This is a genomic window from Synechococcus sp. CCY9201, from assembly GCF_034931105.1.
In the GTDB taxonomy this organism is placed as follows: domain Bacteria; phylum Cyanobacteriota; class Cyanobacteriia; order PCC-6307; family Cyanobiaceae; genus CBW1002.
Window position 1 is genome coordinate 1 of record NZ_JAYGIC010000002.1, and the last position, 26,347, is coordinate 26,347.

The 26,347-nt window shown below is 64.9% G+C and carries 36 protein-coding genes, 2 pseudogenes and 1 riboswitch; of the genes and pseudogenes, 14 read left to right on the forward strand and 24 right to left on the reverse strand.

The window, feature by feature from the left end; translation table 11 throughout:
• Window positions 1-122 (forward strand): annotated as a pseudogene (locus VB716_RS00225) (IS1595 family transposase); the annotation flags it as partial.
• Window positions 123-709: 587 nt separating this feature from the next.
• Here VB716_RS00225 and VB716_RS00230 read toward each other — a convergent pair.
• The 4 genes from VB716_RS00230 to VB716_RS17365 form a co-directional block, all read right to left on the reverse strand.
• Window positions 710-1,441 carry a hypothetical protein gene (locus tag VB716_RS00230; protein ID WP_323269406.1) on the reverse strand — a complete coding sequence of 244 codons (732 nt, stop codon included), beginning with the start codon at window positions 1,439-1,441 and terminating at the stop codon, window positions 710-712.
• A gap of 178 nt (window positions 1,442-1,619) precedes the next feature.
• Entirely contained in the window at window positions 1,620-2,099 is a 480-nt protein-coding gene (locus VB716_RS00235) for a hypothetical protein (protein WP_322757378.1), read from the reverse strand.
• A 68-nt stretch (window positions 2,100-2,167) separates the two neighbouring features.
• Window positions 2,168-2,461 (reverse strand): DUF2442 domain-containing protein, encoded by a 294-nt coding sequence (locus VB716_RS00240; protein ID WP_323269407.1) that lies wholly within the window; start codon window positions 2,459-2,461, stop codon window positions 2,168-2,170.
• On the reverse strand, window positions 2,433-2,687 hold the full coding sequence (locus VB716_RS17365; protein ID WP_416223842.1) for a DUF4160 domain-containing protein: 255 nt from the start codon (window positions 2,685-2,687) through the stop codon (window positions 2,433-2,435). Before VB716_RS17365 ends, VB716_RS00240 begins: the two co-directional genes overlap by 29 nt.
• 188 nt (window positions 2,688-2,875) lie before the next feature.
• Between VB716_RS17365 and VB716_RS00245 the strand changes: the two genes are divergently transcribed.
• Window positions 2,876-3,046, forward strand: a complete 171-nt coding sequence (locus tag VB716_RS00245; RefSeq protein WP_323269408.1) for a hypothetical protein — start codon at window positions 2,876-2,878, stop codon at window positions 3,044-3,046.
• Between the two features lie 551 nt (window positions 3,047-3,597).
• Here VB716_RS00245 and VB716_RS00250 read toward each other — a convergent pair.
• Complete coding sequence (locus tag VB716_RS00250; RefSeq protein ID WP_197159366.1) at window positions 3,598-3,795, reverse strand: hypothetical protein; 198 nt, start codon at window positions 3,793-3,795, stop codon at window positions 3,598-3,600.
• A gap of 164 nt (window positions 3,796-3,959) precedes the next feature.
• On the opposite strand from VB716_RS00250, the pseudogene VB716_RS00255 reads away from it, so the two are divergent.
• From VB716_RS00255 to VB716_RS00280, 6 genes and pseudogenes are all read left to right on the forward strand, one after another.
• Window positions 3,960-5,074 (forward strand): annotated as a pseudogene (locus VB716_RS00255) (CobW family GTP-binding protein).
• Entirely contained in the window at window positions 5,071-5,856 is a 786-nt protein-coding gene (locus VB716_RS00260; protein WP_322757375.1) for a GTP-binding protein, read from the forward strand. Before VB716_RS00255 ends, VB716_RS00260 begins: the two are co-directional and overlap by 4 nt.
• A gap of 5 nt (window positions 5,857-5,861) precedes the next feature.
• Window positions 5,862-6,680, forward strand: coding sequence for a metallophosphoesterase family protein (locus VB716_RS00265; RefSeq protein WP_323269409.1), 819 nt, complete (start codon window positions 5,862-5,864; stop codon window positions 6,678-6,680).
• Window positions 6,680-7,390, forward strand: a complete 711-nt coding sequence (locus tag VB716_RS00270) for a phosphoesterase (RefSeq protein ID WP_323269410.1) — start codon at window positions 6,680-6,682, stop codon at window positions 7,388-7,390. The genes VB716_RS00265 and VB716_RS00270 overlap by 1 nt, the downstream gene beginning before the upstream one ends.
• 20 nt (window positions 7,391-7,410) lie before the next feature.
• Window positions 7,411-7,746 carry a hypothetical protein gene (locus tag VB716_RS00275; protein ID WP_323269411.1) on the forward strand — a complete coding sequence of 112 codons (336 nt, stop codon included), beginning with the start codon at window positions 7,411-7,413 and terminating at the stop codon, window positions 7,744-7,746.
• Window positions 7,747-7,796: 50 nt separating this feature from the next.
• Window positions 7,797-8,150 carry a hypothetical protein gene (locus tag VB716_RS00280; protein ID WP_322757371.1) on the forward strand — a complete coding sequence of 118 codons (354 nt, stop codon included), beginning with the start codon at window positions 7,797-7,799 and terminating at the stop codon, window positions 8,148-8,150.
• Here the strand turns inward: VB716_RS00280 and VB716_RS00285 are convergent.
• The 8 genes from VB716_RS00285 to VB716_RS00320 form a co-directional block, all read right to left on the reverse strand.
• Window positions 8,059-8,952, reverse strand: coding sequence for a metal ABC transporter permease (locus VB716_RS00285; protein WP_322757370.1), 894 nt, complete (start codon window positions 8,950-8,952; stop codon window positions 8,059-8,061). The genes VB716_RS00280 and VB716_RS00285 overlap by 92 nt on opposite strands.
• Entirely contained in the window at window positions 8,949-9,746 is a 798-nt protein-coding gene (locus VB716_RS00290) for a metal ABC transporter ATP-binding protein (RefSeq protein WP_197154091.1), read from the reverse strand. Before VB716_RS00290 ends, VB716_RS00285 begins: the two co-directional genes overlap by 4 nt.
• Window positions 9,747-9,752: 6 nt before the next feature.
• Entirely contained in the window at window positions 9,753-10,760 is a 1,008-nt protein-coding gene (locus VB716_RS00295; RefSeq protein ID WP_323269412.1) for a metal ABC transporter solute-binding protein, Zn/Mn family, read from the reverse strand.
• 67 nt (window positions 10,761-10,827) lie between these two features.
• Entirely contained in the window at window positions 10,828-11,457 is a 630-nt protein-coding gene (hisI, locus tag VB716_RS17370; RefSeq protein WP_416223841.1) for a phosphoribosyl-AMP cyclohydrolase, read from the reverse strand.
• The gene (locus VB716_RS00305) at window positions 11,454-12,551 is read right to left on the reverse strand and encodes a WD40 repeat domain-containing protein (protein ID WP_323269413.1); all 1,098 of its coding nucleotides are present in this window, start codon (window positions 12,549-12,551) and stop codon (window positions 11,454-11,456) included. The genes hisI and VB716_RS00305 overlap by 4 nt, the downstream gene beginning before the upstream one ends.
• On the reverse strand, window positions 12,544-12,921 hold the full coding sequence (locus VB716_RS00310; RefSeq protein ID WP_323269414.1) for a hypothetical protein: 378 nt from the start codon (window positions 12,919-12,921) through the stop codon (window positions 12,544-12,546). Before VB716_RS00310 ends, VB716_RS00305 begins: the two co-directional genes overlap by 8 nt.
• Before the next feature lie 291 nt (window positions 12,922-13,212).
• Window positions 13,213-14,343, reverse strand: a complete 1,131-nt coding sequence (locus VB716_RS00315; protein ID WP_323269415.1) for a WD40 repeat domain-containing protein — start codon at window positions 14,341-14,343, stop codon at window positions 13,213-13,215.
• A gap of 7 nt (window positions 14,344-14,350) precedes the next feature.
• Window positions 14,351-15,334: a GTP-binding protein gene (locus VB716_RS00320; RefSeq protein WP_323269416.1), complete on the reverse strand. Its 984-nt coding sequence runs from the start codon at window positions 15,332-15,334 to the stop codon at window positions 14,351-14,353.
• Window positions 15,335-15,503: 169 nt separating this feature from the next.
• Here VB716_RS00320 and VB716_RS00325 point away from each other — a divergent pair, with 169 nt between their 5' ends.
• Together VB716_RS00325 and VB716_RS00330 are read left to right on the forward strand one after the other, a co-directional pair.
• Window positions 15,504-15,737 (forward strand): hypothetical protein, encoded by a 234-nt coding sequence (locus tag VB716_RS00325; RefSeq protein WP_322757363.1) that lies wholly within the window; start codon window positions 15,504-15,506, stop codon window positions 15,735-15,737.
• A complete protein-coding gene (locus VB716_RS00330) occupies window positions 15,722-16,909 on the forward strand; it encodes an FAD/NAD(P)-binding protein (RefSeq protein ID WP_322757362.1) in 1,188 nt (395 codons plus the stop codon). Before VB716_RS00325 ends, VB716_RS00330 begins: the two co-directional genes overlap by 16 nt.
• A gap of 382 nt (window positions 16,910-17,291) precedes the next feature.
• Here VB716_RS00330 and VB716_RS00335 read toward each other — a convergent pair whose 3' ends face one another.
• The 5 genes from VB716_RS00335 to VB716_RS00355 form a co-directional block, all read right to left on the reverse strand.
• Window positions 17,292-17,570, reverse strand: coding sequence for a hypothetical protein (locus VB716_RS00335; RefSeq protein ID WP_322757360.1), 279 nt, complete (start codon window positions 17,568-17,570; stop codon window positions 17,292-17,294).
• 202 nt (window positions 17,571-17,772) lie between these two features.
• Window positions 17,773-18,708: an ArdC family protein gene (locus tag VB716_RS00340; RefSeq protein WP_416238063.1), complete on the reverse strand. Its 936-nt coding sequence runs from the start codon at window positions 18,706-18,708 to the stop codon at window positions 17,773-17,775.
• Between the two features lie 461 nt (window positions 18,709-19,169).
• Window positions 19,170-19,598 carry a hypothetical protein gene (locus VB716_RS00345; RefSeq protein ID WP_322757358.1) on the reverse strand — a complete coding sequence of 143 codons (429 nt, stop codon included), beginning with the start codon at window positions 19,596-19,598 and terminating at the stop codon, window positions 19,170-19,172.
• A 5-nt stretch (window positions 19,599-19,603) separates the two neighbouring features.
• Window positions 19,604-20,299 (reverse strand): hypothetical protein, encoded by a 696-nt coding sequence (locus VB716_RS00350; RefSeq protein ID WP_322757357.1) that lies wholly within the window; start codon window positions 20,297-20,299, stop codon window positions 19,604-19,606.
• 66 nt (window positions 20,300-20,365) lie between these two features.
• On the reverse strand, window positions 20,366-20,611 hold the full coding sequence (locus VB716_RS00355; RefSeq protein ID WP_231605164.1) for a hypothetical protein: 246 nt from the start codon (window positions 20,609-20,611) through the stop codon (window positions 20,366-20,368).
• A gap of 359 nt (window positions 20,612-20,970) precedes the next feature.
• On the opposite strand from VB716_RS00355, the gene VB716_RS00360 reads away from it, so the two are divergent.
• From VB716_RS00360 to VB716_RS00370, 3 genes are all read left to right on the forward strand, one after another.
• The gene (locus VB716_RS00360; protein WP_323269420.1) at window positions 20,971-21,573 is read left to right on the forward strand and encodes a hypothetical protein; all 603 of its coding nucleotides are present in this window, start codon (window positions 20,971-20,973) and stop codon (window positions 21,571-21,573) included.
• On the forward strand, window positions 21,557-22,054 hold the full coding sequence (locus VB716_RS00365) for a hypothetical protein (protein WP_323269421.1): 498 nt from the start codon (window positions 21,557-21,559) through the stop codon (window positions 22,052-22,054). The genes VB716_RS00360 and VB716_RS00365 overlap by 17 nt, the downstream gene beginning before the upstream one ends.
• Window positions 22,055-22,127: 73 nt before the next feature.
• Window positions 22,128-22,451 (forward strand): hypothetical protein, encoded by a 324-nt coding sequence (locus tag VB716_RS00370; protein WP_322757354.1) that lies wholly within the window; start codon window positions 22,128-22,130, stop codon window positions 22,449-22,451.
• On the opposite strand, the gene VB716_RS00375 is transcribed toward VB716_RS00370, so the two are convergent.
• The 6 genes from VB716_RS00375 to VB716_RS00400 form a co-directional block, all read right to left on the reverse strand.
• The gene (locus tag VB716_RS00375; RefSeq protein WP_323269422.1) at window positions 22,397-22,975 is read right to left on the reverse strand and encodes a GNAT family N-acetyltransferase; all 579 of its coding nucleotides are present in this window, start codon (window positions 22,973-22,975) and stop codon (window positions 22,397-22,399) included. The genes VB716_RS00370 and VB716_RS00375 overlap by 55 nt on opposite strands.
• Before the next feature lie 13 nt (window positions 22,976-22,988).
• A complete protein-coding gene (locus VB716_RS00380) occupies window positions 22,989-23,594 on the reverse strand; it encodes a HupE/UreJ family protein (RefSeq protein ID WP_197154137.1) in 606 nt (201 codons plus the stop codon).
• A 23-nt stretch (window positions 23,595-23,617) separates the two neighbouring features.
• Window positions 23,618-23,782, reverse strand: a riboswitch (cobalamin riboswitch).
• A 19-nt stretch (window positions 23,783-23,801) separates the two neighbouring features.
• Window positions 23,802-24,353 (reverse strand): phosphoglycerate kinase, encoded by a 552-nt coding sequence (locus VB716_RS00385; protein ID WP_323269423.1) that lies wholly within the window; start codon window positions 24,351-24,353, stop codon window positions 23,802-23,804.
• Window positions 24,350-24,949 (reverse strand): HupE/UreJ family protein, encoded by a 600-nt coding sequence (locus VB716_RS00390; protein WP_323250448.1) that lies wholly within the window; start codon window positions 24,947-24,949, stop codon window positions 24,350-24,352. Before VB716_RS00390 ends, VB716_RS00385 begins: the two co-directional genes overlap by 4 nt.
• Before the next feature lie 57 nt (window positions 24,950-25,006).
• Window positions 25,007-25,432, reverse strand: coding sequence for a hypothetical protein (locus tag VB716_RS00395; RefSeq protein WP_323269424.1), 426 nt, complete (start codon window positions 25,430-25,432; stop codon window positions 25,007-25,009).
• A gap of 14 nt (window positions 25,433-25,446) precedes the next feature.
• Complete coding sequence (locus tag VB716_RS00400; RefSeq protein WP_197154140.1) at window positions 25,447-25,698, reverse strand: DUF3721 domain-containing protein; 252 nt, start codon at window positions 25,696-25,698, stop codon at window positions 25,447-25,449.
• Window positions 25,699-25,882: 184 nt separating this feature from the next.
• Here VB716_RS00400 and VB716_RS00405 point away from each other — a divergent pair, with 184 nt between their 5' ends.
• Window positions 25,883-26,260, forward strand: a complete 378-nt coding sequence (locus tag VB716_RS00405; RefSeq protein WP_323269425.1) for a MerR family transcriptional regulator — start codon at window positions 25,883-25,885, stop codon at window positions 26,258-26,260.
• Window positions 26,261-26,347 lie beyond the last annotated feature (87 nt).

Genomic DNA, 26,347 nt, shown 5'->3' on the forward strand with positions numbered 1-26,347 from the left:
TCAGCTTCCGCTTCAATCACCGCTTCAAGCTGGAAGAGATGACCGATCAAGTGCTCCAGGCGGCCTGTCTCTGCACTGCACGACCCGAACACCTCCTGAGGAGGGCGGAGCTTGCTACCTAATCAAGCCCCCGCTTGTAGCAAGCTCTGCAGAAGCCGTGAAACGAATAGATTCACTGTTGTACCAAGGAGGCTCCCCCAGCATAGCGGCACTACGTTCCCCAGTTAGTTCGAATCTTCTCGGCCCGAGTACGGCGTAGTCCGCAAGTGTGGTTCGCATTTGTCAAACCCTCCATTTCAATTACCAGAGACCCCTGCGAAAAGTTCATCCAGGCTCAGGCGAGTTGGCGGTGCTGGCTTTACAACAGGCTCACCGTCTTTGGCACTCAGGCTCACTTCTGTACCAGCACCAAGACCAATCTGCTCAGCCAGGCCTCGCGGTATCCACACTAAGGCTGTTTCCTTATTTCTGGACCCGTGTCTTCATCACAACCAAGCGGCTATACACTGAATATACCGGCTTTGATCTGCAGCCGCTCAGTCCCTGCACATAGCGCCCCAAGCTGGCGAACACCGTGAACGGCTGGTGGACACAGATCACCGTGCTGGTGTGTGAGCCATCGCAGTGGGCGCGGCAGAAGCATCTCCGCCCCGAAGGGGTGTCCCATCGACAATTGCCGAACAACCCACTCAACAATGTGCCCTTCTTCTCAGGGGCCTTGCTGGCCCACCATCATCAGCCCTGAGCCTACATACAATAAAAATATTCCGGACAAAATAGCAATCACCCCTTGCAGCCAATGGCTCGTCGCGCCTGTGGCGGAGATCATGGTCGCTTCCAATGTGGGCATCGGCTTACTATTTTCACTCATCTTGCCCCAGACATGAAGGATCTGTCCTGGGCAAATTGATTTTTCCTCCAAAGTCAGGCTTTTGGGAATCAAGCCCATTCGTTTAGTCGCGATATTGTGCCGGCGAATGTACTCTTCTGAAGTGGCGCAGAAAAATCTTTTGCCCACATGTTTCTGATCAAAATAGGTCACAAAGGCCTGGGTTAGTTCCACCAATTCCACTCTGATGGGGGGAAGATGCCGGAGTCCGAGCCGCACATGGATCGGACCACTTTCGCCGCGAATGAAAAATTCATAGCCCTCTGACCTCTGATGAATGATCGATGCACTGGCTCCTCGGGCATTCGCATTGACAGCCCAGACTTTCACACCCCAATGCACGCAGTTTGCTCCACCAAGCGGGGAATGCAGAGAGGGATTCTGGGGCATGACCTCTGCGCGTAAATAAACGTCATGTCCGGGAGATAGCCTCTTGCCGGGAGTGAGTTTGGCTGTGAAAACTTGGCGGAATTTTGCCGCGCCAAATCCCAGCAACATCAATCCGAAAATGCAGACGATCAATCCGAATGAGAATGTGATGATGCCAGGCATGGGCGGATAGGCAATTTGTCAAAGATAGTTAACTCATGCCATGGTTGAGAAGTGTGTCCTGGCTCATGGGCCTTAATGTTTTCCGCTGTCTAGCGTTGCGCGTAACCGGCTGGCAATGTAGCGCAGCGGAATTGCCAAGCCGAGCCGAAGTGGCTGCCAAGCAATAGTTCATTTCTGCTTACTCTGATATAGCTTGGGGATCATATCGGGGAATCATGATTCCTTCTTCCACGATTGAGAGAACAGGCTTTTTCTCTAAGCCATTTCGCCATACCTTGGCAACATATGAGCCCGCACTGGGTTGCCATCCCTGTGGGATAAATTCATAGGTCCAAGCGGAATTCCCTTCTTCATCCAACTTCACATGATAATGATTGTCCATATCCCAGCAAGTGACAGTAATTGAAGCGTTTCCCAGGGAAGGAGCTTCCGAATCATAGGCAGATATTGCCGCGACGATATTGGGACCCGCCCGCTTTTGGGCGAATCCAGCAACAGCAAGGAAAATAGAAAACATAAGCGGTATTGGATTCAGATAAAGGAGTGAGGCAATGACACCAAGTGCAGCTCCGAGCAGGAGCCACTTATGCATTAGCGCCGCAAAACCTATCGTTGGACGCAGATAATCAATCTGTTGTTCGATCGTGAGAGTTTTCATGGTCGTAATCTAAGACTGGCCATCACCTGCCCGCAAAGAGCTGCGGGTTGCGAGTCTCCGTGGGCTTGCTAAATTGAAGGAGGCGGGTTAGGTGTATGGCAGGGTTGGAAAGTGCTCTCGGCCTTCAGTGAGAATCTTTCCGGGTGGCGTATCGACTCGACTGACAGGTCAACATCTAGATCAGGCCAATAAAGATGGTCCGAAGTCGGACGCAACACGTTAAGAACCTGATGGATCGTTGCCGCCTTAAACCAGGGGAACTCTGAATAGGGAAGCGCCAGCTCTTTATCATCGATAAGCATCCAGACACAATGTCCGGAAACATTCGTGACCTCAATTTCTAAAGTGGTTGTTCCAGGCATCGATGATCTCCTGTTGGCGTGTCTCGACCAGGCGTTCTGCTTCTTTGATCCTTGGAGAGCTTAGCCCGATGTTGCAAGCGAGTTCAATGGTCGGGCTGAGCCAGAAATTCGCGATCCCTGAAGACGGTTGGTGACAAGTATAGTATTGAACGCCTGTCTCAGTATAGGTACGCCTGCAGTGGCTGTTCGCATCTTTCCAGCACCTCTTGGGCTGATCCGCATTCAACCCCGATCAGCCTGATTCAGTCCGCATAAGATCCCGTGCTCACTATGACTTGTAGCAGTGGTCTTTTGGCCTGTAATGGAACTGGAACAGGGCGATGCCCCAGCTTGAATCTTCGCAGGACCGGGATAAGAAGCCAATGTTTTCAATTCAGTCTGCGTGCCTCTGCTGGCCGGCAGCCATGCCAATCAATGCAGATCCCGCATACCCCTACCCTTGCCGTCTCGCGGACCCTGGCAAGAGCTGGAACCCCACCAGGGTCCAATGCCCACCACCACTCGCCCCAGACGCACTTCCGCTGCAAGGTGCACCCCACCCTGAGCGGCCTGCGGGACCGGCTGCAATGGGTCTACGACTGCTGAAACCTGCTGGCACTCCCCGATGGCACCAGCCGCCGGCCTGAGTATCGGCCCCGGGGTGTGGAGGAGCTGGAACTTTGCTGTAGTCAGCGCTTGAAGGCGGCACGGCCTACAGGCTTCTTCCGCGATGCCCTGCGCACCTGTGCTGGCATGCTGTCCCGGTTGCAGTGGCAGGAGCCGCCGGATTCACGCAGCCGGGTGCTCACCGATGTGGACGGATGCGGCACGGACCTGGGCTTGATCCTGCTGCTGCCGCCCCAGCACCGCTGCCCCGCCTGCAGCTGGTGCCCCGCGGCGAGCTGCTCACCTGACGCCTGCCCACCGATAGCGCTACTCAATCGTTGCGGGCTTCATGGCCGCTGGCGATCATCCGGCGAGAGCCCCGCCGTACGGCCCTGCTGCCGCGTTTCGCCAGCGGCAACGCCTCGATACCCACGGTGGTGCTTGATGCCCACGTCAAGCCAAGGTGTCGAGGTTCAGCAGCAACGGCGAATCGATCAACTTCCAGGCAATCAGCGCCTCCAAGACGTAACGATCCAATTCGGTGGCTCGGCCTACTGGTCTACGGTCTGGTGTGCCAGAAAGTGTTTGATAATCATCTGTTCCATGCCCTTCTGCGTACGGCCATGGGGCCTCAGACCCTGTTCGGCCCACGCGCGATCGAGCTCCTGACGCAGGTCTTCCGGAATCCAGCAGGACAGCATCACCTTGCCCTCTCGGCTGGAGGTGCAATGACGCTCGGACGAGGACACGGGAAGCAGTTGTGCACTTGCACACAGTCTTCCAGTCCCAGTCCCAGTCCCAGTCCCAGTTCCAGGCGCTGCGCCCCAGGGACTGCCCGCAACGGGTAGGCGGAGCGCTCAAGGCCGCCGCCGATCGGGCAGAATGAGAACCGTTCTCAGTCTCTGACGCGGTCATGCCCCAACCGATGGAGCTGATGCGGGCCCCCGTGCCCGTGACTGTGCTCACCGGCTTCCTGGGCGCCGGCAAGACCACCTTGCTCAATCACATCCTCACCAACCAGCAGGGTCTGCGCAGCGCTGTGCTGGTGAATGAGTTCGGTGAGGTGGGCATCGACAACGAGCTCGTGGTGGCCACCAGTGATCAGATGGTCGAGCTCAGCAACGGCTGTATCTGCTGCTCGATCAATGGTGAGCTGCTGGAGGCTGTGCACCGGGTGCTGCAGCGCCCCGAACCGATTGATCTGATCGTGGTGGAGACCACACCGGCCTCGCTGACCCCCTGCCGGTGGCTGTGACGTTCATGGCCGGCGACCTGCGAGACCGGCTCCGGCTCGATTCGATCATCACCCTGATTGATGCCGAGCACTTCAGTGCCACCGCGATGGAGAGCCCGATCGCCCGCGCCCAGGTGGTGTACGGCGACATCCTGGTGCTCAACAAGGCCGACCTGGTGGATGAGCAGCGCCTGGCCGTGGTGGAGTCTGAACTGCGGGCGATCAAGACAGATGCCCGCATCCTGCGGGCCTGCCGCGGTGAGGTGCCCCTGGGTCTGCTGCTGAGTGTGGGCCTGTTCGAGAGCGACCGGCTGGCCGCACTGCAGGCCCAGGAGGAGGCCCGGGGCGACGCGCTGGGCCATGAGGATCAGCGCCAGCAGCACGAACCCGGACATCCCAGCCATGACCACCAGGACAGCCACCACAACCCTGGCGATGGGCATCACCACCATCACCACGAGCATGACCATGCGCATCACCACCATGCCCATACCCCTGAGCTGGAGGGATTCAGCTCTGTGAGCCTGGCCGTGCAGGCTCCGCTCGACCTGCGCCGTTTCCAGCACTTTCTCGATCAGCAACTGCCTGCATCGGTGTTCCGCGCCAAGGGGGTGCTCTGGTTCCGCGAGAGCCAGCGCCGGCACCTGTTTCACCTGTGCGGCAAGCGCTTCACAATCGACGATTCCGACTGGCCCGAGGGCTCAGATCGCCACACCAAGGTGGTGGCGATCGGCAAAGGAATCGATCAGGCAACCATCAGGGCCCAGCTCGAGGCCTGCGTGGCGGCGCCATGAGCCAGACCCTCCTGCTCTCTGGGCCTCCGGGCTGCGGCAAAACCAGCTGGATTCTCAACCAGATCCAGAGCCATTCCGGCCCTTCCGGGTATCTGCGGCTTGCGGGCTATCCCGACGAAGGTCTTGCCCAGGCCAGGGACGGCGGCATCGATCGCGCCTTCCTGCTGGACCAGTGCCCGGAGCTGCTGGACCTGAGTGACCTGGATCAGGCCCTGGCACCCCATCCCGCCGGCCTGCTCGCCCTGATCGAGCTGCCCCAGTTCCATCCGCCAGCGCAGGCCGGCCTGGCGGGCGTGGATCGGCGGGTCATGCCCCAGCTGCAAGCCCTCCATCTCACTCCCGATCGCCATCTGCACTTCGGCCGAGACCCTGAGCTGCCCCAGCAGGACACGCTCGACTTCAGCCATCTGCAGGTCTGGAGCCTGAACCTCAACGCCGCCGTCTGGGATCCCGCCAGCCTCAGCAGCTTCTGGTTCGAACTGGTGAATGGGGCCTATGGCGATGTTTACCGCGCCAAGGCCCTGATGAACCTGCCCGATGGCCAGGCGTTCTTCTGCAACTGGATGGTGAGCCAGGAGGGATCCCAGTTTCTGCCCCTGCAGACCATCGCCCTGCCCAACGGCCGGCCTGATCGCCTGTCACGCCTGGTGGTGCAGGGCAAGGACCTTGACCCTGCGGCCATCGAGGCCACGGTCGCCGATTGCCTGCTCAGCGATGCCGTGCTGGAGCAGCAGCAGGTTCCTCTGCGCCAACGCCACACCCAACCAACCCGTTCCGCCTGATCGCCATGGCCCACGCTGTGATCTCATGTCTGCACGCCAACCTGACCGCTCTGGAGGCGGTGCTGGCGGACATCGATCAGCTCGGCATCGCCACCATCACCTGCCTGGGGGATCTGGTGGGCTATGGCCCCCAGCCCAATGAAGTCGTGACCCTGGTCCGGGAGCGCGCCATCCCCTGCTGCCAGGGCTGCTGGGATGAGGACATCATCGAGGGGCTCAACTCCTGTGAGTGCAGCTACCCCTCGCAGCTGGCGGAACGGCGCGGTCATCAGGCCCATCACTGGACTGCCGAGCAGCTGAGCGAGGAGAACAAGGCCTTCCTCGGCAGCCTGCCGATGTCCTTGCGACGCGATCGGCTGTTGTTTGTGCATGGCAGTCCCAACAGTCAGCACGAAGTCCTGCTGCCCGACATGGATGCCTTTGCCGCTCTGGAGCGGGTGCAGACGGCCGATGCCGACACCCTGTTTTGCGGCCATACCCACCGCCCCTACGTTCGTGAGCTGCGGGATGGCGTCATCCGTGTGCGCGTGCAGGCGCCGACGGATCCGCAGTCACCAGCCGAGCGGGAGATGGCCTTGCCCGTGCGCCGCATCGTCAACGCTGGCTCTGTGGGTGAGCCGCGCCATGGCAACACCCACGCCACCTATGTGATTCACGACGAGGTCACAGGCAACGTCGAGATCCGCGAAGTGCCTTACGACGTGGAGCGCACCTGCAGGGCGATTGTTGAGGTTGGACTGCCGCCGGTGTTCGCCTGGCGTCTGCGCCATGGCTTCGAGTACGCCGAGCGGGCCGATGACGCCAGTCACGTGTGTGAGCGCTGATGGCACGCTGGGCACTGGTGAGTGGGTTGCAGGGCGACCTTGCGCTCTACGAGGCGATTCAACGGGATCTGCGCCAGCTGGGCCGAGTCGACACCCTGTTTGTGTTGGGTGATCTGATTGGTCCCGACAGGGATGCCAATGCTCTGCTGGCTCGGCTACAGGATCCCCGCCGCGGAGAGCTGGCGCCTCAGTGCATCTATGGCTGGTGGGAAGAGCAGTTGCTCGCCGAACGCGGCTATCGCGGTGAGCGGCGGGCTGACCCTCTGCGTCAGCAGTTCGGCCAGACCGCCCTGGAGGCGCTGGAGCAGGCCGTTGATCCAGGACATCTGGCCTGGCTAGCAGCCCTGCAGTTCGGCTTCATCGAACTGGATTGCGCCCTGCTGCATGGCAGCTCTGCCGATGTGGGCGACAACCTGGGTCCAGACAGCTCGCCGCTGTTGCTGCTGGACCGGCTCACCCGGATGGATGTGAACCGCCTGTTCACCGCCCGCAGCGGCGAGCAGTTCAGCGTGGAGCTCTCGGGTGGGGGTATCGCCTCCGCCGTGCGGGATCTGGCCGGCGAACGGCAGCTTCAGCAGGTGGTGCCACAGCGCAAGGTGATCGGCATCGGCTCCGGCCTCCGCTACACCCTCTATGACCAAGGCAGCGACAGGATCGCCTTCAGGACGGTGGGCCAACAGGCTGGATCGAGAGGACGGGGGTTCGCGTGACGCCTGCTTTCGGGGGAACCGTGGAACGCCTGCAGCTGGATCTGGCCGGACACCGGCTGGGGATCGTGCTGGAGCGTTCCGGGCCCCGAACGGCACCACTCTGGTTGTTGTTGCCGGCGCTGAGCACCGTCTCCAGCCGCAGCGAATGGAAGCCCCTGGCGGAGGCCGTCGGTGATCAGCGCCAGCTCGCCAGTCTTGACTGGCCGGGCTTCGGCGACAGCGATCGACCGGCCATCGGCTACGACGCCTCCCTGCTGCGTTCGGCACTCCGGGCTGTTCTCTCCTACCTCCACACCATCCACCCAGGCCGCCACAACGGTTCCGCTGGCTGCGGCAGCTGGTCGCCGCACCGCTGATCGGCCCCGCGCTGTATCGGCTCAACACCAGCAAGGCCGTTCTCAGGCTGATGTTGCGCCGTCACGTCTGGGTGGACCCTGACCTGTTGACCCCAGAGCGGGTTCGGCAGCAGCAGCAACTGGCCCGCCGCCCGGGGGCGCGCTTCGCCAGTGCGGCCTTTGTGACAGGCGGCCTCGATCCAGCACAGGAGAGCGACTGGTGGCTTCACCAGGCCCGGATGCTCCACTGCCCGCTGCAGGTGGTCCTGGCGGCGGAGGCACCACCGCGCTCGAGAAAGGAGATGGAGGCCCTGGCCTGGGTGGCGGATCAGCTCAGCGTGATCCCGGGGCGGCTGGGCCTGCATCAGGAATTCGGCGCCCTGCTGGTTCGGCAGTTGCTGTCGGGCGACGGGTCATTTGGCTGACCATCAGGGCCAGCAGGAATCCCCCAAACTGCACGATGACCACACAGGGGCCGGAGGGCAGGTTGGTGAGGCCTGAACCCAGCAGACCGAGCAGGGCACAGCCGCCACCGAGGCCCGCCGAGACGAGGGAATAGACCGGAAAGCGGCGGCTGACAAGCCGCCCAGCGCAGGCCGGGATGACGACGAAGGCGCTGATCAGCAGCACGCCCACCGCCTTGATCGACACGGCCACCACGACGGCCAGCAGCACGATGAAGGCCAGGCGGTGTCGGCTGGCCCCCACCCCGAAGGCCCCCGCCAGGTCGCTGTTGAGGGTGAGCAGCACCTGCGCCCGCAGGCTCAGGGACAGATACACCAAGGCCGCCACCAGCAACAGGCCGATGACCGTCAGATCGCTGCGGCTGATGCCGAGGATGTCACCGAACAGCAGCTGCTGAATGCCGCCGCGGTAGGTCTCCACCAGGCTCAGGGCCACCACCGCAAAGGCGAGGGAGGTGGAATACACGATGTTGAGCAGGGCGTCTGCGGGCAGACCGCTGCGGGCAACCAACTGGTTCACCAGCAGAGCGAACAGCACCGCAAAGGGAATCAACACCAAGGTCGGGTTGATCCCCAGCAGGATGCCCAGGCTGATGCCCAGCAGGGCCGAATGCCCCAGCGCATCACTGAAAAAGGAGAGCTGCCGCAAGACGGCAAAACTGCCCAGCAGCCCGCCAAGAGCGCCGGTGAGCAGTCCCCCCAGCAGGGCCCGCTGCATCGAGGGTTCCGCCAGGATGTCCGGGATGACGGTGAGATGCGTCATGGCTGCTGCGGACCTGCGTTGCTGTGTTGGTGGCGGTAGGGCACCACGTTCGGTCCATACAGCTCCAGCAGCCGTTCGGGGCTGAGGGTGTGATCAGGGCTGCCGCTGCAGCGCAGACGGCGGTTGAGGCAGAGCACCTGATCGCAGCTGCGTCGCACCATCTCGAGATCGTGGGAGACTTGCAGCACGGTCCAGCCCTCCTGACGGCGCAGCTCGAGAAGCAACTGGTGAAACTGTTCCATTGAGGGGACATCCAGACCAGCCTGGGCCTCATCCAGAACCAGCAACTGGCGGGGGCGCACCACACAGAACGCCAGCAGCACCCGCTTGAGCTGGCCACCGGAGAGTTCACTCAGCAGCCGCTCGCCAAGAGCGCCGCAGCCCGTACGCTGCAAGGCCTGCTGAATCGCCTGGCGGCGGCCCTCGCGGCCTCCACCCAGCCAGGCCAGGTTCAGGCCCGGCAGATCAAAGCCGAACCCGACAAACTCACAGACCGTCAGGGGAAACCGACCCTGCAAGGCCAGGGTCTGGGGCAGATAGGCGATCTGGGAGCGAACCGAGCGGGGAAGCTCTCCGGCTGGACCGAGTTCCTGGCCCAGGATCTGCACCGAACCGCCTGACCTGGGCAACAGTCCAAGCAGGGCCGCCACCAGGCTGCTTTTGCCCGCCCCATTGGGCCCCACCAGGGCGGTGTCGGTTTCCGGGGCCAGGGAGAAGCTGACCCCATCGACGGCCAGCAGGCCGTCACGCCGAACGCTCAGGTTATGAACCTGCACCACCGGGGAGGATCCCATCAGCCCTCAACCACCGAAGGCCTGAATCAGACCGGCTGCGTTCTGTCGCATCACCTGCAGATAGGTTCCCGGATCCTTGACGGAATCCAGGCTGCCGGTTTCCAGCGGGTTAAACACAACGATCTTCACGCCAAGATCCTGGGCCAGGGTGTTGAACGAGCGCTGACCTTCTTGGGGCTCGCTCAGGAGGGCCTTGAGCTGCGTTGTCCTGACCTCAGCCGCCACCCGCTGCAGATCGGCGGGACTGGGGTTCAGTTCCGGCACATCCACCAGGAACTCGGCCTTCAGGCCATAGCGCTGGGCGAAGTATGGGGCGAAATCGTGGAAGGCGATGAAGGTCTTGCCGCTGTAGGGCTTGAGCTGAGCGGCGATGTCGCTGTTCAGCTTCTGCAGCTGGTTGATGTACGCAGCTGCATTGCGCTTGTACCCCTCGGCGCAGCTGGGGTCCGCCTTGACCAGGCCATCGCGGATGGTTTCCACCTGCTGCACGGCCCGCAGCGGATCCAGCCAGATGTGGGGATTGACCGCCCCATGGGCATGACCATGCCCTTTGTCCTCTCCATGCTCGTGGCCAGAGCCTTGGTCATGGTCAGAGCCATGCTCATGGCCGTGCTCCGCTTCGCCTTCCGGAGAGTCGATGGTGGCAATGCCGCGGCTGGAATCAATCACGGCGAGCTGGCTGTTGCCGACTGAGGCCACCAGCTTGTCGAGGAAGCTCTCCATCTCCAGCCCGTTCTTCACCAGCACCCGGGCCTGGCGCAAGGCCGTCAGATCGCTGGGCCTGCCCTGGAACTCATGGGGCCCGGTATTGGCAGGGATGAGCGGTGTCACCGTGGCGCAGTCCCCGGCGACGGCCCTGGTGAACAGGGTGATCGGCAGGAAGGTGGTCACCACCGGCAGCTTGGCGCCGCTTGAGGAACTCTCCACCTTCTGCTGCGGCGCTCCACAGGCCGCCAGAAGCAGCGGGAGGGAGATTGCGCCTGCGCGGATCAACAGGGCGTGGATGGGTGCCATCAAGAGAAACGACGGAGAGAACGGGGCAGCTCGGCGGGCAGCGGGCTGCTAAGGATGAGAACCATTCTCACAGTAGCGGTGAGCGAAGGGCCTGCCGCAGGACGTCGTGCCATGGGATTCCGCGCGCGCTCAGGCTGTCCTGCAGGGCATCCAGCAACGTCAGTGCGCAGGCCGTGTCGTCTCTCCCTGGTGGCTGCTGCCACTGCCGGGCCAGCGCTTCGGATGCCTGCCGCAGCTTCGCCATCGGCTCCTGCATGGGGTTGATGGCTGGATCCAGCCGGCGCTGTTGGGCGCGCTCGCTCAGGGCACCCGCCGGTGGAGCGAGTGCCGCCGGACCACCTGCTGTTGGGGTGGCACCGGTCTCGTAGAAACAACCCCGCGCCCCGGTATGGCAGGCCACGTCGCCAACCTGCTCGACGCTCAGCAGCAGGGCGTCTGCGTCGCAGTCGTAGCGAAATCCCCGCAGCAGCTGGAGATGACCACTGCTGGCTCCCTTGTGCCACAACTCCTGGCGCGAGCGACTCCAGTAGTGCACCTGGCCGGTCTCAAACGTGGCCAGAAGCGAGGCCCGGTTCATCCACGCGAGCATCAGCACCGCACCATCGAGCCAGTCCTGGGCGATGGCAGGGATCAAGCCATCGCTGGTGAAACGCAGGTGGTGGATGCAGGCGACGGGCCACTGTTCCCTCGCGCTCATGGCCTGGCCTCCTCGTTCGGATCGAGGGGCCACAGCACCCAGTCACCCTCCCCTCCACCAGCGGCCAGGGCCTTGCCGTCGGATCGCCAGGCCACCCTGGTGAGCGGCTGGCCATCGAGTTCGAGCACCTGCAGCAGGGAGCCGGCTTCGCTCCAGAGCGCCGCGGTGCCATCCCGCGATGCCGTGACGATCGGGGCCTCGGCAGGACCACAGGCCAGCGCCGTGATCCGATCCAGATGAAAGGGCAGCAGCACGGCGTTCCAGTCCTCCAGGCCATCCCCCTGACCGGACCACACGACAGCTGCCTCTGCGGCAGCCACAAGCAGCGCCTTCTGCCCGCTGGGCCATCGCCCCAGCGTCAGGGCGTGAATCTTGCCCGGCAGGTCAGCGACCCCCAGCATCGGTTGCTGAAGATCCCGCCACAGCACCAAGCGCCGATCCAGCAGACCCGCCGCCAGCCAAGGCGGATCCACGCCCCACACCAGCTGGAGCACGGCCGAGCCCGTTTCCAGTCGCAGAGGTTCCGCGCTGGCTGGTGAGGCCAGGGACAGGCTCCAGATCCACACCCCCTGGACGGTGCCCGCTGCCAGTTGATCGCCCGCTGGGCTCCAGCTCAGGGCCATCACCGCGCCGCCCGGGCTGCAGAGCGGCGGCAACCAGACCTGGTCCTCGCTGTGCCAGATCCAGACCTCCGCTCCCCTGGCCACGGCCAACAGGGGGCCATCCGGCTGCCAGGCCAGCTGGTCGATCCAGCCCTCGACTGCTGGCACGATCACCTGCACCGGCACCTCACCGTCCAGGCGCCAGAGCGACAGCACGCCGTCTTCGCCGCCTGCGGCCAGCCAGCGGCCACAGCTGGAGAATCCCAGGGCATCGAAGCCCTGACCGCCGGTTTCACTGGCCTGGAGCAGGGGCCAATCCACGCCGGCTGCGAAATCGACAAGGATGAACTCACCCGCAGCGCTGGCTATGGCCAGGTGGGCTGCCCAGGGTCCCCAGGCCAGGCCGGTGACGCAGCCCTGCACCCTGCCGCGAAGCTGCTGGCTCACCGGCCCCTTGGTCGTCGGCCGCAGCGGGCCTGAGCCTTCAGTCATCACGGCTGTTCCTGCTGTGCTCCAGCAACTCATTCAGCTGCCACCGCTGCGCCTCATGGGGATCGGGTGCCAGCTCGCCGACCAGCTCCCGGGCCAGGCGCTCGACCATCTGCGGCCACTCCACCTCATCGGTGCGCTCAAGCAGAACCTCCACCGAGAGCAACCAGGCCTGCAACACCCGAAGGTCACGGAGAACCCACTGCCTGCCCATGCTCTGCCGCTCCACGGATGGCAGCTCTCCGGCCAGCTGGTGAACAACGGCCGTCGTCAGGCTCTGCATCGACTGGAGACAGGCCCAGAGCTGCTCCTGCTGACCCCTCAGGCTGCCCCGGCGGCGCAGCAGCCCATCGTGCATCCGCTGGAAACGCATCTGCTCTACGGCTGAGGGTCCCTGCTCCCAGGGGTCCTGCCCAGCAACGTCCCGCGCATCCAAGGCCATCAGATCAGCAGAGGGTCAGGCCCCGGCGCCAGGAGCAGCGACATGACTCTTCGCCAGCGAACGAGAATCATTCTCGCAGGCTACGGTCCCGGGGTCGATCCGTCCTGCGATGCGGTGCAGCACCCGCAAGCTGGGGGACATGGAGCCATCGCACCAGCAGTGACCGCGCTCGTGCTGTCCCCGTGGCGCTCCAGGCCCCGTCCCCTCCTTGCCAGACAGGGCTTACGACCCGGTGGCAACTGGTGCGGATCCGCCAAAGCCACGACCGATAGAACCGCGCTCCCGCTCCCGCGCCGGCACAGACACCGGCCACAACCACCAGCGCCCCTGGGCATCGCCGGCGGCCAGATGGCGTCCATCCGGTCGCCAGGCCAAAACATTGAACCCGCTGCCCTGCCCTTCGATGGGCTGCATTAGCTGACCTCGCCCATCCCAGAGCGCCACCGTGCCATCGCTGGAGGCGCTCGCCAGCATGGTGCTCCCGGGCGCAAAGGCCAGGGCACTGACGCGCTTCTCATGCCAGAGCAGCGGTTCCGGTTGCCAGGCCTTCGAGCCCTGCCTCACCTGGGTCCAAAGGATCACAGCCTCTGCCGCCGCGCTGGCCAGCAACGGCGCCAAGCGCCCCGGCTGATCACTCCAGGCCAGCTGGCGCACCTTGGCCGGGAAGCCACTGAACTGCCAGGGCTCACCGTGGCAATCCTCCGGCCACACCAGCAGGGAACGATCCAGCATCCCGCAGGCCAGATGGTGCCCTGGCGCCGAAAACGCCAGGGCCAGTCCGGCCGAGCCGATGGGGTTGCGCGCCGGGGGTTCGGATGGAGCACTCCGAGCCGGCTGCCACAGCACCAGCTCCCCATGGCAACTGGCCGCCAGCTGCATCCCATCGGCACTCCAGGCCAGGGCCTGGATCGTGCCGGGGAGATTCATGGACGGCTCCTGCCAGCGGCGGCTGGCCCCATCCCAGAGCCGCAGAGACCGCCCGACCGCCACCGCCAGGAGCAGGCCACCGGGCTGCCAGGCCGCCGCGTCGATCCAGCCGCCCCCCAGCGGCATCGGTGCAAAGGCCAGGGGGCGCACGCCTGTGCCGCCCAGCTCCCACAGCAACAGCACACCACTCTGACCGGCGGCCATGAGGAACTGGCCGTCGTCGCTGAAGCCCACCACATCCAGGCTGCTGTCGCGCTCGCCCCGCAGCAGCTCCTCACAGCCGGCGCGGAAATCGAGCAGCAGCAGTTCGCCACCGGCGCTGGCGATCGCCAGAAACTCGCCATCGGCCGACCAGGCCAGGGCCGTGATCGGCTGCTGCAGATCGCCGCAGAGCCGTTCGCTCACCAGGGGTGCTGTCGGTGCCATCGCCAATTCAGGCCACGCAGGCGTGGAAGCCGGCGCGCAGGCCATCGGCATCGAGATCGCGTCCGATGATCACGAATTCGGTGCGGCGCTGCTCAGCCGGCTTCCAGGGGCGATCGAAATCGCCGTCGATCAGCATGTGCACCGACTGCAGCACATAGCGCTCGTCCTTGCCGTCCAACTGGATGATGCCCTTCATCCGGAACAGATCCGGACCGTGGCTGCCTACCAGATCGGAGATCCAGCTGCCCAGCTTCTCGAGGTCCATGGGTCGGTTCTCCACCAAGGCCAGCGAACCGACGGCATCGTCGTGCTCATGGTCGTGCTCCTCGGCCAGAAAGCCCGGATCGAGGCTCAGGGCACGCTCCAGCTCAAAGGCTTCCACGCCCAGCAGCTCCTGCATCGGCACATCCGCCTTCTCACTGGTGAGCAGACGCGCCACGGGGTTGATGGCACGCACGCGGCGCTCGATGGCCTGGCGTGCCGGTTCGTCGACCAGATCCCGTTTGTTGAGCACGAGCACATCGGCAAAGGCCAGCTGCTCCTGCACCTCTTCTGTGTCCCAATGCTGCTCGACGTGCTTGAGATCGACCAGGGTCACGACCGCATCCAGCCGCAGCTCGTCGCGCAGATCCTCATCCACGAAAAACGTCTGAATCACAGGCGCTGGATCGGCGAGGCCAGTGGTTTCGATCACCAGATGGTCAAAGCGGTCGCGCCGTTTCATCAGGTTGCCGATGATGCGGATCAGATCACCGCGCACGGTGCAGCAGATGCAGCCGTTGTTCATCTCGAAGATCTCTTCATCGGCATCCACCACCAGCTGATTGTCGATGCCCACTTCGCCGAATTCATTCACGATCACCGCCACCTTCAGGCCGTGCTCATGGGTGAGGATCCGGTTCAGCAGGGTGGTTTTGCCGGCACCGAGGTAACCGGTGAGCACGGTCACCGGCAGCCGCTCGGCAGCGGGAACAGGGCTGGAGAAGACCATGGAGGGGCAGGGGAGGCAGTGCCCCATATAATGAGAATGGTTCTCGTTTTAGCAGGTTGCACACCTGGTGCCATGCCCAAGGGTCACCACGCCCATCCATCCGATCAGGCCCCGATCAGGCCCGGCAGGCCCTTGGGCCCCGGCAGCAGGCCTGGTCCGTTGCCGCAAATTGCCCAACGGGGAGAGCGTTGATGCCCCCCTGGAGCGCGACGACCGTCACCTCACCTGCGTGAGCTGTGGCCACAGCGAACCAATGCCGATCTGCCTGGCGGGAACCGGCGGCTTCGGCCTGACCAAGGTGCTGCTGCAGGGGTTCAAGCCCGTGTTCCACACCTTCAAGCCCCACGGCCTCTGCAGCTCCTGCCAGCAGGGCAAACCTCTCGACCCATGGCTGACATCGTGATTGTCGGGGCCGGGCCCCAGGCTCTCACCCTCAGTTGTCTCTTGCTCCAGAAACGACCGCGGCTGCATCGGCGCCTGCGGATCGTGGACCCCAGCGGCCGCTGGCTGAGCCGCTGGCAGCGACAGATGGAGCGCTACGAGATCCCCTGGCTGCGCTCACCCTCGCCCCATCACCCCCATCCAAACCCCAATGCCCTGCGGAACTTTGCGCACAGGCAGCAGCGCAGCCGCCAGCTGGAGGGTCCCTATGGCCTCCCCCACACCGATCTGTTTGCGCAGTTCTGTCGCCAGGTGATCGCCGAGTACCAGCTGAGTGAGGGAGTGCAGCCCGCCCATGTGGAGCGCATCCGGCTTCCCCAGGTGGGCACCGGCCCGGCGGAGCTGGCACTCAGCGATGGCACAACCATGACAGCCGGCAGATTGGTGCTCGCCACGGGGAGTGGCACGCCTCAGATGCCCTCCTGGGTCGGGGAGATCGCGGGCAACCATCCGCCCGAGGCGCTGCAGCACAGCGAAATGATCCATCTCCCTTCGCTGCACCCACTGCAGGGCCAACGGATCCTGATCGTGGGAGGCGGGCTCACCAGCGCCCATCTGGCCCTGGGAGCGCTTCGGCGGGGTGCGCTGGTGCATCTGCTGTGTCGCAGGACCCTGAAGCACAGGCCCTTCGATGCTGATCCAGGCTGGCTCGGGCCCAAATACCTCAAGGCCTTTCGTGCTGAACCCTGCATGCAGCGGCGACATCAGCAGGTGCTGGAGGCCCGCGACGGCGGCTCCGTCACGCCGGAGACTGCCGCCCAACTGAGGCAGGCCCAACGCGCCGGAGCACTGCAGCTCCACGAACACTGCGAGGTGCGCTCAGCGCGATGGTGCTCCGATCAGTGGTCTGTGCTCTGCACCGATGGTCATGGACTTGAGCCCGATCGGATCTGGCTTGCCACAGGGCACCGCCAGGGCGTCAGCCAGCACCCGCTGTTGCGGCAGCTCCAGGAGCAGCGTCCGATCGACTTGGTCAACGACTGGCCCGTGCTGATGACTGACCTGAGCTGGCCAGGCAGCACCGTGCATGTGATGGGTGGTCTCACCGCCCTGCAGATCGGGCCCGCAGCCCGGAATCTTTTCGGTGGGAGGGAGGCAGCCCTGCGCATCTGCCGGGCTGTGATCAAACAATGATCAGCACCACCAGAACGGTGCACCAGCAGGGCTGTGCTGTTCCAGCGATCACAAGATTCCGCACTCAGTTCACGGGCAGGTTGCCGTACAGCTTGCAGGCCGGCTGCTTGGCCAGTTCGGGCTGAATGAATGACGCGGGACTTCTGGATGGCCGGCCTCGAGGGCGATGAAAGGCCTGGAGGCACTTGCCATCCAGCATCTTGCTTTCATCGGGATCCGTGAAAACCACCAGCCGGCGCATGCGCGCGTCGCGGTCAGTTGGCTGGGGCTGTGGTGTATGGCCCTTGCCATAGCTGTGTCCGTGCGCGAGCGACACCCTCTCTTGGCCCGTGGTGGCGACAGGCTCAGGCAGATCGTTCCTGTGCCAGTCAGGTCCCTTCGTCTAGCTGCCGTGCATTGCAGCTGCCATGGCCAACAGGGGAACGCTCAGCCTTGGCTGCAGATCACCCCCTGCAGCACCTGCTGGGCATTCCGTCTGCAAGGCCAGCAACACATCCCCATGGCGCTCACGGGCTGTGATCACCAGGGCCGGTCGAGGCTTGGCCGCAGGCCCATCCGTGAATGGGAAGGCGACCAGCACGATGTCGTAGCGGCTCAGCATCAGCCGGTGCCGGTCCCGCGGCGTCTGGGGTTTGAAGATGTCCGCCAGTAAGGCAGCCACTTGGTGCTCCGCAGAACCAGCACCAACCCAGATGGCACACCAGTCGCGGTGATAGCCGAACGACACCGCCGTTGAGCCCCGGTGCCGCCTGCGCTGCGCAAGGGTCGCGCAGCGACTCGGGTCAGCCCTTGCGCGGTGCGCAAGCCGGGGCAGGCCGGGTGGCGTGATCGCCGGCCCCAAGGCCCGCCTTGCCCATCTGGCCTCAGCTCCTGAGCACTTCTGGCGCCTCGGGGCAGATCAGATCAGCCGCCCTGCGGGCATCGCTGAGCACCTGCAGCAACACCCGGGGCGATTCGCGTAGCAGCTCGATCCAGTGGCCCAGATAGGCGGCGTGATTGGCCATGGCACTGCCGATTTCCAGGCGATCGCCCAGCAGCACCGCCCCCAGCTCGGCGACGAGCTCCTCACGGGCATAGGCCCTGCCGCCATCGCCTTCGGCGCCCATGCCGCCGGAGAGATCCCGGGCCAGCCGGGAGCCATGGCCGGTGGAGTGAATCGCCTCATGGGCCCAGGTGGCATAGAGGGCCGCTGCTGAATGAAAGGCCACGCGCTCCGGCAGCTGGATTCGATCCGGCAGCGGCAGGTAGCAGGCCCGATCGCCGCCAAAGCGCACCCGCACCGGCCAGCTGCTGAGCACGGCCTCAGCTGACGCCAGCCGCTCGGGCTCGGGGCGCTGGATCACTCCCTCGACCTGGCGGCGCTTCTGGATGAGCCCTTCCAGGGCCTCGCCCTCCAGATCGGCGGCATTGAAGACCGGCACCGGCCGATAGCTCACCCAGCTGCGCCCAGGCCCCGCAGCTTCCTGGCCAGCACCCCCACTTCCGCCCGTGCCTGCCGCATCAACTGGAACAGCCTCGGCCAGCTGGCCTTCGCCCCGCTGATGCACCTGGGGCCGCAGCACGTGCACGGCTTTGCTGCCCTTGCGGGGGAAGACCCCGAGCGCCTTGGCCTCGGCAAAGCCGCACCAATAGGGCAGGGCTGAACCCCGTAGGTGCATGCCCAGGGTGAGCAGCACCGGATTGGCACCACGGTAGCGACGGCCGGAGAGCAGATTCACGTGGTGCCCGCCTGCAGCGGCATCCCACTCGCGCCGCCAGGGAGTGGTGCCCGCCTCCAGCAGGGCGAGCAGGGAGGCCACCAGCTTCTCCTCTGGCGAGACCTTGGGGCCGGACGTGCCTTTCGGTGTGGAGGTGGATCGTGATGTGGAAGCAACAGCCACGGGTGGCAAGCGCAGGACCGCAAGCGCCAGCGCGGCCAGCGACAAGGGCCGGCCGCAGCGCTCACAGAACCCAATGCCCCCAGGCGTCTCATTTCCTGCGGCGGGCCGGCTTGGGCCAGCCCTTGCGCGGTCGCGCAGGCTGAGGACTCCTGCGCGACGACTCGACTGGGATCAGCGAAAGCCCGTCCTCCATTTCGCGGTGGGTGACTTGACCCTCACCAAAGCGAGAGCCCTTGAGCACAAGGCCCTGGAGGACCGCCCTCGTCGATGAGGAAGACAGCATGGGCCGAGAAGAGGGCTTGATTCGCACCGAACGGATTGATCGCCTCGCCCTGCGCCGCAGCGAGCGCTGGAGCTGTCGCTGCACCACTGCGGCGACCTCAGTTGAGCGAGCGGGCCCGGCGCTGCTTGCGGGAGGCCTGCTCGATCGCCTTCAGCTCCTCGGCCTCCTCCAGCAGCTCACCGGAGAGGGCCTCGAGATCGTCGGCGGCATGCCGCAGCTGGGCACTCAGCTTGAGCCCCTGATCAATCGAGGCGCTGTAGGCCGCAGCCGCCTGATCAATCTCGGCGAACAACTCCCTGTACTCCTCCGGTGGATTGGTGTCCCAGTCGGGATAGGCCGCAGCGGCCTGCTGCAACACCGTCAGGGCTGAAGACCAGCTGGCCTTGAAGCGGAAATCGAGATGGCGCAGATCCACATTGGCTCGCTTGAGCTCCTTGGTGCTGGTGACTGTTGCCAGGGCAAACACCTGGCGCCTGAGGTCGGCCAGCGTCGGTTCCTTCTGCCGTGGGGAAGACTTGCGGGCCATGGTGCTCACTCAACAAGGTCCAGGCCCAGCTGCTCACCGCCCCGCAGCTGCTCCAGCTCTCGGCGCAGGGCCTGGCTGGTCTGACGTTCGATCCTGAGGGCTTCTTGCAGCTCGTCGCGCTCACGTCGATAGCGGTTGGAGTGGGCGACACGGCCGCCGAGGCTCTGGTTGTTCTTGGCCAGTTGCTTGCGGCGCTCCACCTCAGCCCCATAGGCACGCCGGAGAGCATCCAGCTCTTTCTGCAACTGCAGCTCCGCCTTGGATTGCTGCTGCTCGGAGCGTAGGGCCACGGCCTCCGCCTCCAGCACCTTGATGCGATTGCTGAGTCGGTCGACCTCAACCTGCTTGCCCTGCAGGGCCTGCTTGAGCTTGTGCAGGAGCGCACCAAGACGCGAGCGTTCTTTCTTCTGATCGAGAGCATTGTCTTCGCAGAGGCGGGCGTATTCCCTCAGTAGACCCGTGCGCCGCTGCAGGACCTTGGCGGTGCACTGATACTTGATGATCGTGATGACACGGCAGCGCTCCAGCTCGTCGAGATCCTGAACCGACTTGAGCCACCTCAGCTCGTCATAGTTGGTGCATTCGTGCCGCAACTCCTGGGTGGGGACATGGTTCTGGGCACCAATCAGCGGGAGGTTCCTGAGGTGAACCTGGCCGTACCAGTAGTCGAACTCGTCCTTCTGGTCCTGACCTCCGAACATCACCGGCCTTGCCTGACGAACGATCGTTAATCCGTCGATCCTAAGTAGCCCCATCGCTCCGCACTCTCAGGACAGGGGTGCTCGAGGCACACCGCGACGGCGCTCCAGCCGCAGGATGCGCTGGGCGTGGAGGTCGTTCTCCGGCGTCCATCCCGTCTGCGGTGGAGCATCCAGCGGCGACTCAGGCAACGAGGTTTTGCGCTGCGGACGGTCGAGGGTTGCCAGCAGCAGCAGGACAACCACCAGTTCAGCGGCCAGGAGCAGGTCGATCTGGGCCATGGGACGGAAGGTCTCCGCGAAGGAACGACTCAAGCCTCCACCCCCTCTCGAGATTCGGATCATTTCTCCTGCGAAGAAGCAGTAGAGGTGCGCACATCCGTCATCAAGACCATCCGCGGGTTCGGCCGAGACCCTGTCCCACAGAAGGGATGCCAGAGGCGTACAGCATGGGGAGCGACCAGGGCGGCAGCGAAACGGGGGGCGCGCTGGCGTTGTCGGTGTGTGGGTCTGTGAACCTTCCGGGAAGGCGCAGCCCATAGCCTCCGGCCCAAGAACCCAGGACTGCCAAGCCCTCACGCCAGGATTATGCAGCATGCGCATAGTTCTGCAGCCTGATTCGCTTTGGGGCTGGGTGCCGCAGGAGGCAGGATTGACCCTGACTGGCCAGCCGTATGGTTTCCCTACCCCCCACCTCGGATTTTCCGCCTGATCCCGAGCCCCTGAGCCGGGAAGATCTCAACAGCGTCTACCTCGAGCTGCGCAACTCCTATAAGAGCTTGATGATCAGCCGCGGGCAGTACAGAAGCCGCTCGATCAAGGCGCGCGATGAAACCGCCACGCTCAGGCAGAACTTGCTGGATCTCGCTGCCCGGGAAGCTTCCGTGCGCAGCGACATCTATCAGATGCTGGAAATCGTCACGGCGATTGCCGGAGATCTGGAAGATGCGGGTGATGACATCGTCAATGAATTCGGCCGCTACAAGCTCGGCCGCAAGAACTTTCAAGGCGGTTCCTTTCTCGGTGGCCTGGTGCAGGCCGTGATCCGCTTCATCAACCGCTGGACCCACACCAAGGAGCGGGTGGTGCAACTGGATCAGAAGCGCCAGGAGTTCATCGAGAAGACCAAGGATCTACCCCCACCGAGCCTTGGAGGCAATGGCCATAACGGCCCCGTGAATCCGCCGGAGCCGACCCCACTCGCCAAGGTGGAGATCGTGGACAGCGCAGCGGCCCAGCAGGTCCGGGAGGCCAAGGCTGATGGGACAACTCACTGACACCCTGCGGGCCACGTTGCGGGACCTGGCCCAGTCTGACGCCCGCCTCTACCGCGGGCTGCAGCAGGAGCTGGGCGACACACCCCAGGCCACCAGCCAGCCACCACCGGTGCTGGAAGGGGACGCCCCTGCCAGTCGGGAGGAGCTGGAGCATCTCTCGATCAAGGTGCTCTGGGAGCTGTGCAAACAGCGGGGTATCAAGGGTCTCAGCAGGGGCCCGGTGTCGAAACAGGTGGAATTCCTGCTCAGTCACCCCGATGGACCGCCCCTGCGCAGCGCCCTGCCGGTCAAGGCCGCCAAGGGCAGCAAGAGCGGTGCCGGTGCGGGCAAGCCGGGGACCAAGGCAGCTTCCGCAGAGCTGCAGGTCTTCGAGCAACGACTCGATCGGCTGGAGCAACTGGTGCTGCTGATCGCCCAGCAGGTAGGGGTGCCACCGGAGGCAATCGAGCGGCTGTTGCCGCCGGCGGCTTCGGAAGCCTGAGACAGCGAGGAAGCCCAGCGTGCCTGGGGGCGCTTGATTCGCTATTCGCGAATGCCACATAGCCCCTGAGGCCTTGGCCCGCTCACCCTCCAATCCCCAGCTTGTGCTGCGTCCGCAGGATCTGGTGGTGCTGCTGCGCCTGGCCCTGGATCCAGGCCCCGCGCCCACCGATGCGGCCCTCGGCGCCGAGCTGGGCCTGACGGCTTCGGAGACCCATGCGGCGGTGGTGCGCACCAGCGACCCAGCGCAGAGGTGCCCGCCGATCACCGCACGCCTGCTGTCTGCCACGGCGATGTGCAGGTGGGCACCATCAGATGAATGGGTGCCGCAGAGGCACCACCTTCATGGCTTCGGCCCCTCGACCAGCCCCTGGAACATCACCAAGGCATCGACGTAACCCAACTGCTTGTGGCGAAACGCCCCTGGCAGGGTTCCCACCAGCTGAAAGCCGTTGCGCCGCCAGCAACGGATGCCGGCGCTGTTGGTGCTCACCACCAGGTTGAACTGCATCGCCCGGAACCCCAGCCGCCGAGCCAGCTGCAGGGAGTGCTGGCAGAGGCGGCTGCCGATTCCCTGGCGGCGGCAGTGCACCGACACCACGTAGCCCGCGTTGGCGACATGGGCGCCGAGGCGCAGGGAGTTGGGCCGGAGGTAGTACGTGCCCAGCACGGCCCCGGCCACATCCACCGCCACCATCACCGCCTTGCTCTGCCCGACCCACGCCACCTGGGCCTCTTCTTCTGTGATGCCTGGGTCGTGGGGGAAGGTTTCACCAGCGCGGAACACCGGCTCCAGCAGGGCCCACACCCCAGGCCAGTCGGCCGCCGCATAGGGGCGGATCTTCAGGGGCGAGGAGAGCGCAGCCAGGGAAGTGGGATCCAGGGGATGGTGATCCTCGTCCTCCTCCAGCTGGTGAACCAACCCGCCTTTCCGATCAGCGCATCAGCAAGCCGATCGGCCCCAGGGCTGCCACCCCGCCGCAGACAGCCAGCAGCACGCACACGCCACGGGTCCAGGCCAAGGGCAGACGCCGCAGCGCCAGGAAGCTGCCGCCGCTCACCAGCACTGAGCCACTGAAGGCCCCCAGCCACCAGAGCAGGGCGGAGCCGTCGGCCGGAGCTTCCAGGCCGTGCAGCATGGCGTGTACCGCCACCGCTGCGGCCACCAGGGCGGCGCAGGCACCCAGCTGGGGGCTCTGCTGCGAGCGGAGACTGCGCAGCACCAGCACGGCCACCGCCGTAATCGCCAGGGCTGCGAGGAATTCCTGGGCCGGCAGGGTGCCGCCCATCGCTCCAAACACACCACCGCCGATCGCCCCAGCCAGAGCCCAGAGCAGCAGCTGCGCAGAAATGCAGGAGGCGGCGGCCCCGACGCCGACCAGCAGCAGCAGGTGATCGACACCGCTGATCGGGTGCAGGAAGCCGGCGGCGATGCCGCCGTGGGCGATGCCATGGGCCTGGGCGGGCTGATCCAGCAGCAATGCCAGTGCTGAGGCCGCGCCAAACAGGGCCAGAGATCGGGCAGAAGCAGAAAGGGTCATGATGGAATCCGGTCCGCGCCGGCGAAGAAGGGGCTCAACACGGCGAGCGTTCTGGCTGAGAGGGCCATGGCCCCCATCACAGCTGCGGGACAGCGCCGGACTCGGCTCAGGAGAACCCTGCGCCCCACCGGACTTTCCTCGTTGCCTCCAGGGAGTGACCCACTGGAACCGTGATCTCCATTGTGGGTCCGGCTGGCTGCAGAGGCATCACTGTGGGTGGCGGACCAGCCAACCGAACATCAGCAACGAGGCGGCGGTGATCCAGCTGCCGCCCACCCGCAGGCCGATCGCCAGCCAGCGCGGATGCGGCGGTGCCAGAGCCTGCGCAAGCAGAAGGCTCAACACCGCGATCGCCACGGTCTCCCCCAGCAGGGCCGCCAGCGCTCCTGAATGACCGGCCAGGGCCGATCCCGCCACCAGGGCGAACAGCCCCGCCAGGCCAGCAGCGAGGGGCAGCAGCTGCGCCTGCCGCAGCCGCAGACCGAGGGCCACCAGCAAGCCCAGGGCCGCCAACAGGCCTGTGCAGACGACGGCCAGCAGCAGGGGCGATGGCAGGCGCAGGCCGATCAGGCCCCCCAGCAGCCAGGCCAGCGGCAGCAGCAAGGGCAGGCGATCGCTGCAGGGCTGGCGGGCCTGCACGCCCAGCAGCACCAGGGCGATCACCAGCAGCAGCTCGGTGGGCTCCAGAAACAGCCGCGCCATGCCATCACCCCAGGGCCCGAAGCCGGAGGGGGTGAGATGGGCGAGGAGCGCGATCACGTGAGGGCCTGCTCCAGGAACCACAGCCCCACCAGCGCCACCACCCCACCGGCCCCTTGCACAAAGCGCCGACCACCGGGCCAGCGGCGCGTTTCTCCCAGCAGGATCCCGAGCAGATGCAGCAGCCCTGTCGCCAGGACAAAGGCCAGGCTGTAGAGCAGGGCGTTGCTGCCGGCCGGCAGTTCCGCGCCATGGGCATGGCCGTGAAACACCGCGAAGGCGGAAACGATCAGCGCCGCCAGCCACAGGGGCGGTCGGAGCTCGAACAGCACCATCAGCCCCATCACCAGACCCGAGACGGCGATGCCGATCTCCACCCCCGGAATCGGAATGCCCAGTAGACCGAGCAGCCCCCCGAGGGCCATCACCATGGGGAAGGCCACCGGCAGCACCCACAGGGCCGGTGGGCCGAGCACCGCACCCCAGAGGCCCACGGCCACCATCGCCACCACGTGATCGAGGCCCGAGATGGGGTGAAGCAATCCGGCCACGAAACCACCACCGGGGTGTGCATCGGCATGGGCCCAGACAGACATCGGCACCAGGGCCAGGGCGACCCCGGCCAGCCAGGCCCATGGCCAGGTGGTTCGCGTCATCGATCTCAGGCCGTTGCCTTCCATCCTCAATCGGCTGACGGTCACCGAGGACTTCCCCTACTGCGGGTGCTGGGAGCAGGGCATCCAGAGGGAGCCCATGGCATGGACGCCGCTGCAGCCGAGTTTCCGGGCTTGCTCCAGGGCCTCCTCTCGGGTGGGGTAAGCCAACAGGTTGGCCGGCAACTGGCTATCGGAGCTGTGGTGGTGCTGATGCAGGGCACCGGCAGGAGCCCCCAGGCGCTGCGGGCCCATGCCTTCCAGGCCTGCCCACCAGACCCCCATCACATTCACTCCCGCCACCAGCACGCCCATTCCCACCACACAGGCGTTCAGCACACCCATCCCCACCACGCCAATGCTGATGACGCCCATCGGCACCACGCCGATGCTCACCACCCCCATCGGCACGATGCCGATCGAGATGATGCCCAGGGGCGCTACCCCGAAGGCGATCCGCTTGGGCTTGTCCCCACATTGGGCCATGGAAGTGCTCATCCTCAGTGGGAGGGCCCGGAGCCCTGGCCATCACCGTGCTCGGCACAGGGCATCCACTGGTTGCCCATCCTGTGGGCGCCCGTGCAGTTGAAGTGCAGCTTGGCGGCTTTCTCCGCTTCTGCCTGAGTGGCGTACATCGCCGGGACGCCGCCCGAACCTGCGGCTGGAGCGGCCAGAGCGGCGGCGGAGAACAGGAGGTTGGCTCCGATCGCGGCTGCCGCCTGCACGCCCCACGGACTGAAACGGTGCGACATGGGACGGGTGATGAGCGCAGAGCGCCTGCTGGACCGGCAGCCTAGCGAAAGTCTCCAGTAATCCGTGATCAGTGGACAGTTGCTGGCAGGGCTGCTGTCGCTTGCCGGTGCCTACGCTTGAGCAGCTTCCATGGACTGGAGGGTTCAGGTTGTGCCCTTGAGGGGATCGCTGTCATCGGTGCCCATGCCGGGCCTGCGCATCGGCGAGGTGGCCAGGCGAACAGGCCTCTCCGTCAAGACGATCCGCTTCTACTGCGACGAGGGACTGCTCCAGCCCAAGGCTCGATCCGCAGCGGGATACAGGTTGTTTGATCAGGAGAATCTCGCTGAGCTGACGATCATTCGGGCGCTGCGAGCGATGGATGTATCGATTCCCGAGCTGGCGAAGATCCTGGAGGTCCGGCGAGCTGGTGTCTGCAACTGCTCTGTCCTGAAAGACAGCATTGCGACCAGGATGGCGTCGATTGACCAGCGGATCTCCGAGCTCAGTGCCATGAAGGATGAACTGGCTCGTCTGCTCGGCAGCTGGCAGGACTGTGGGGGCTCCAGGCTGCAACGCTGAGCCATGGACTTGCCCTGTCGCTCCGCTGAAGCGTGAGGACCCCATGCCCAACAGGAAGGCGCCCCGTGGGGGGCGCCTTAGCACCGG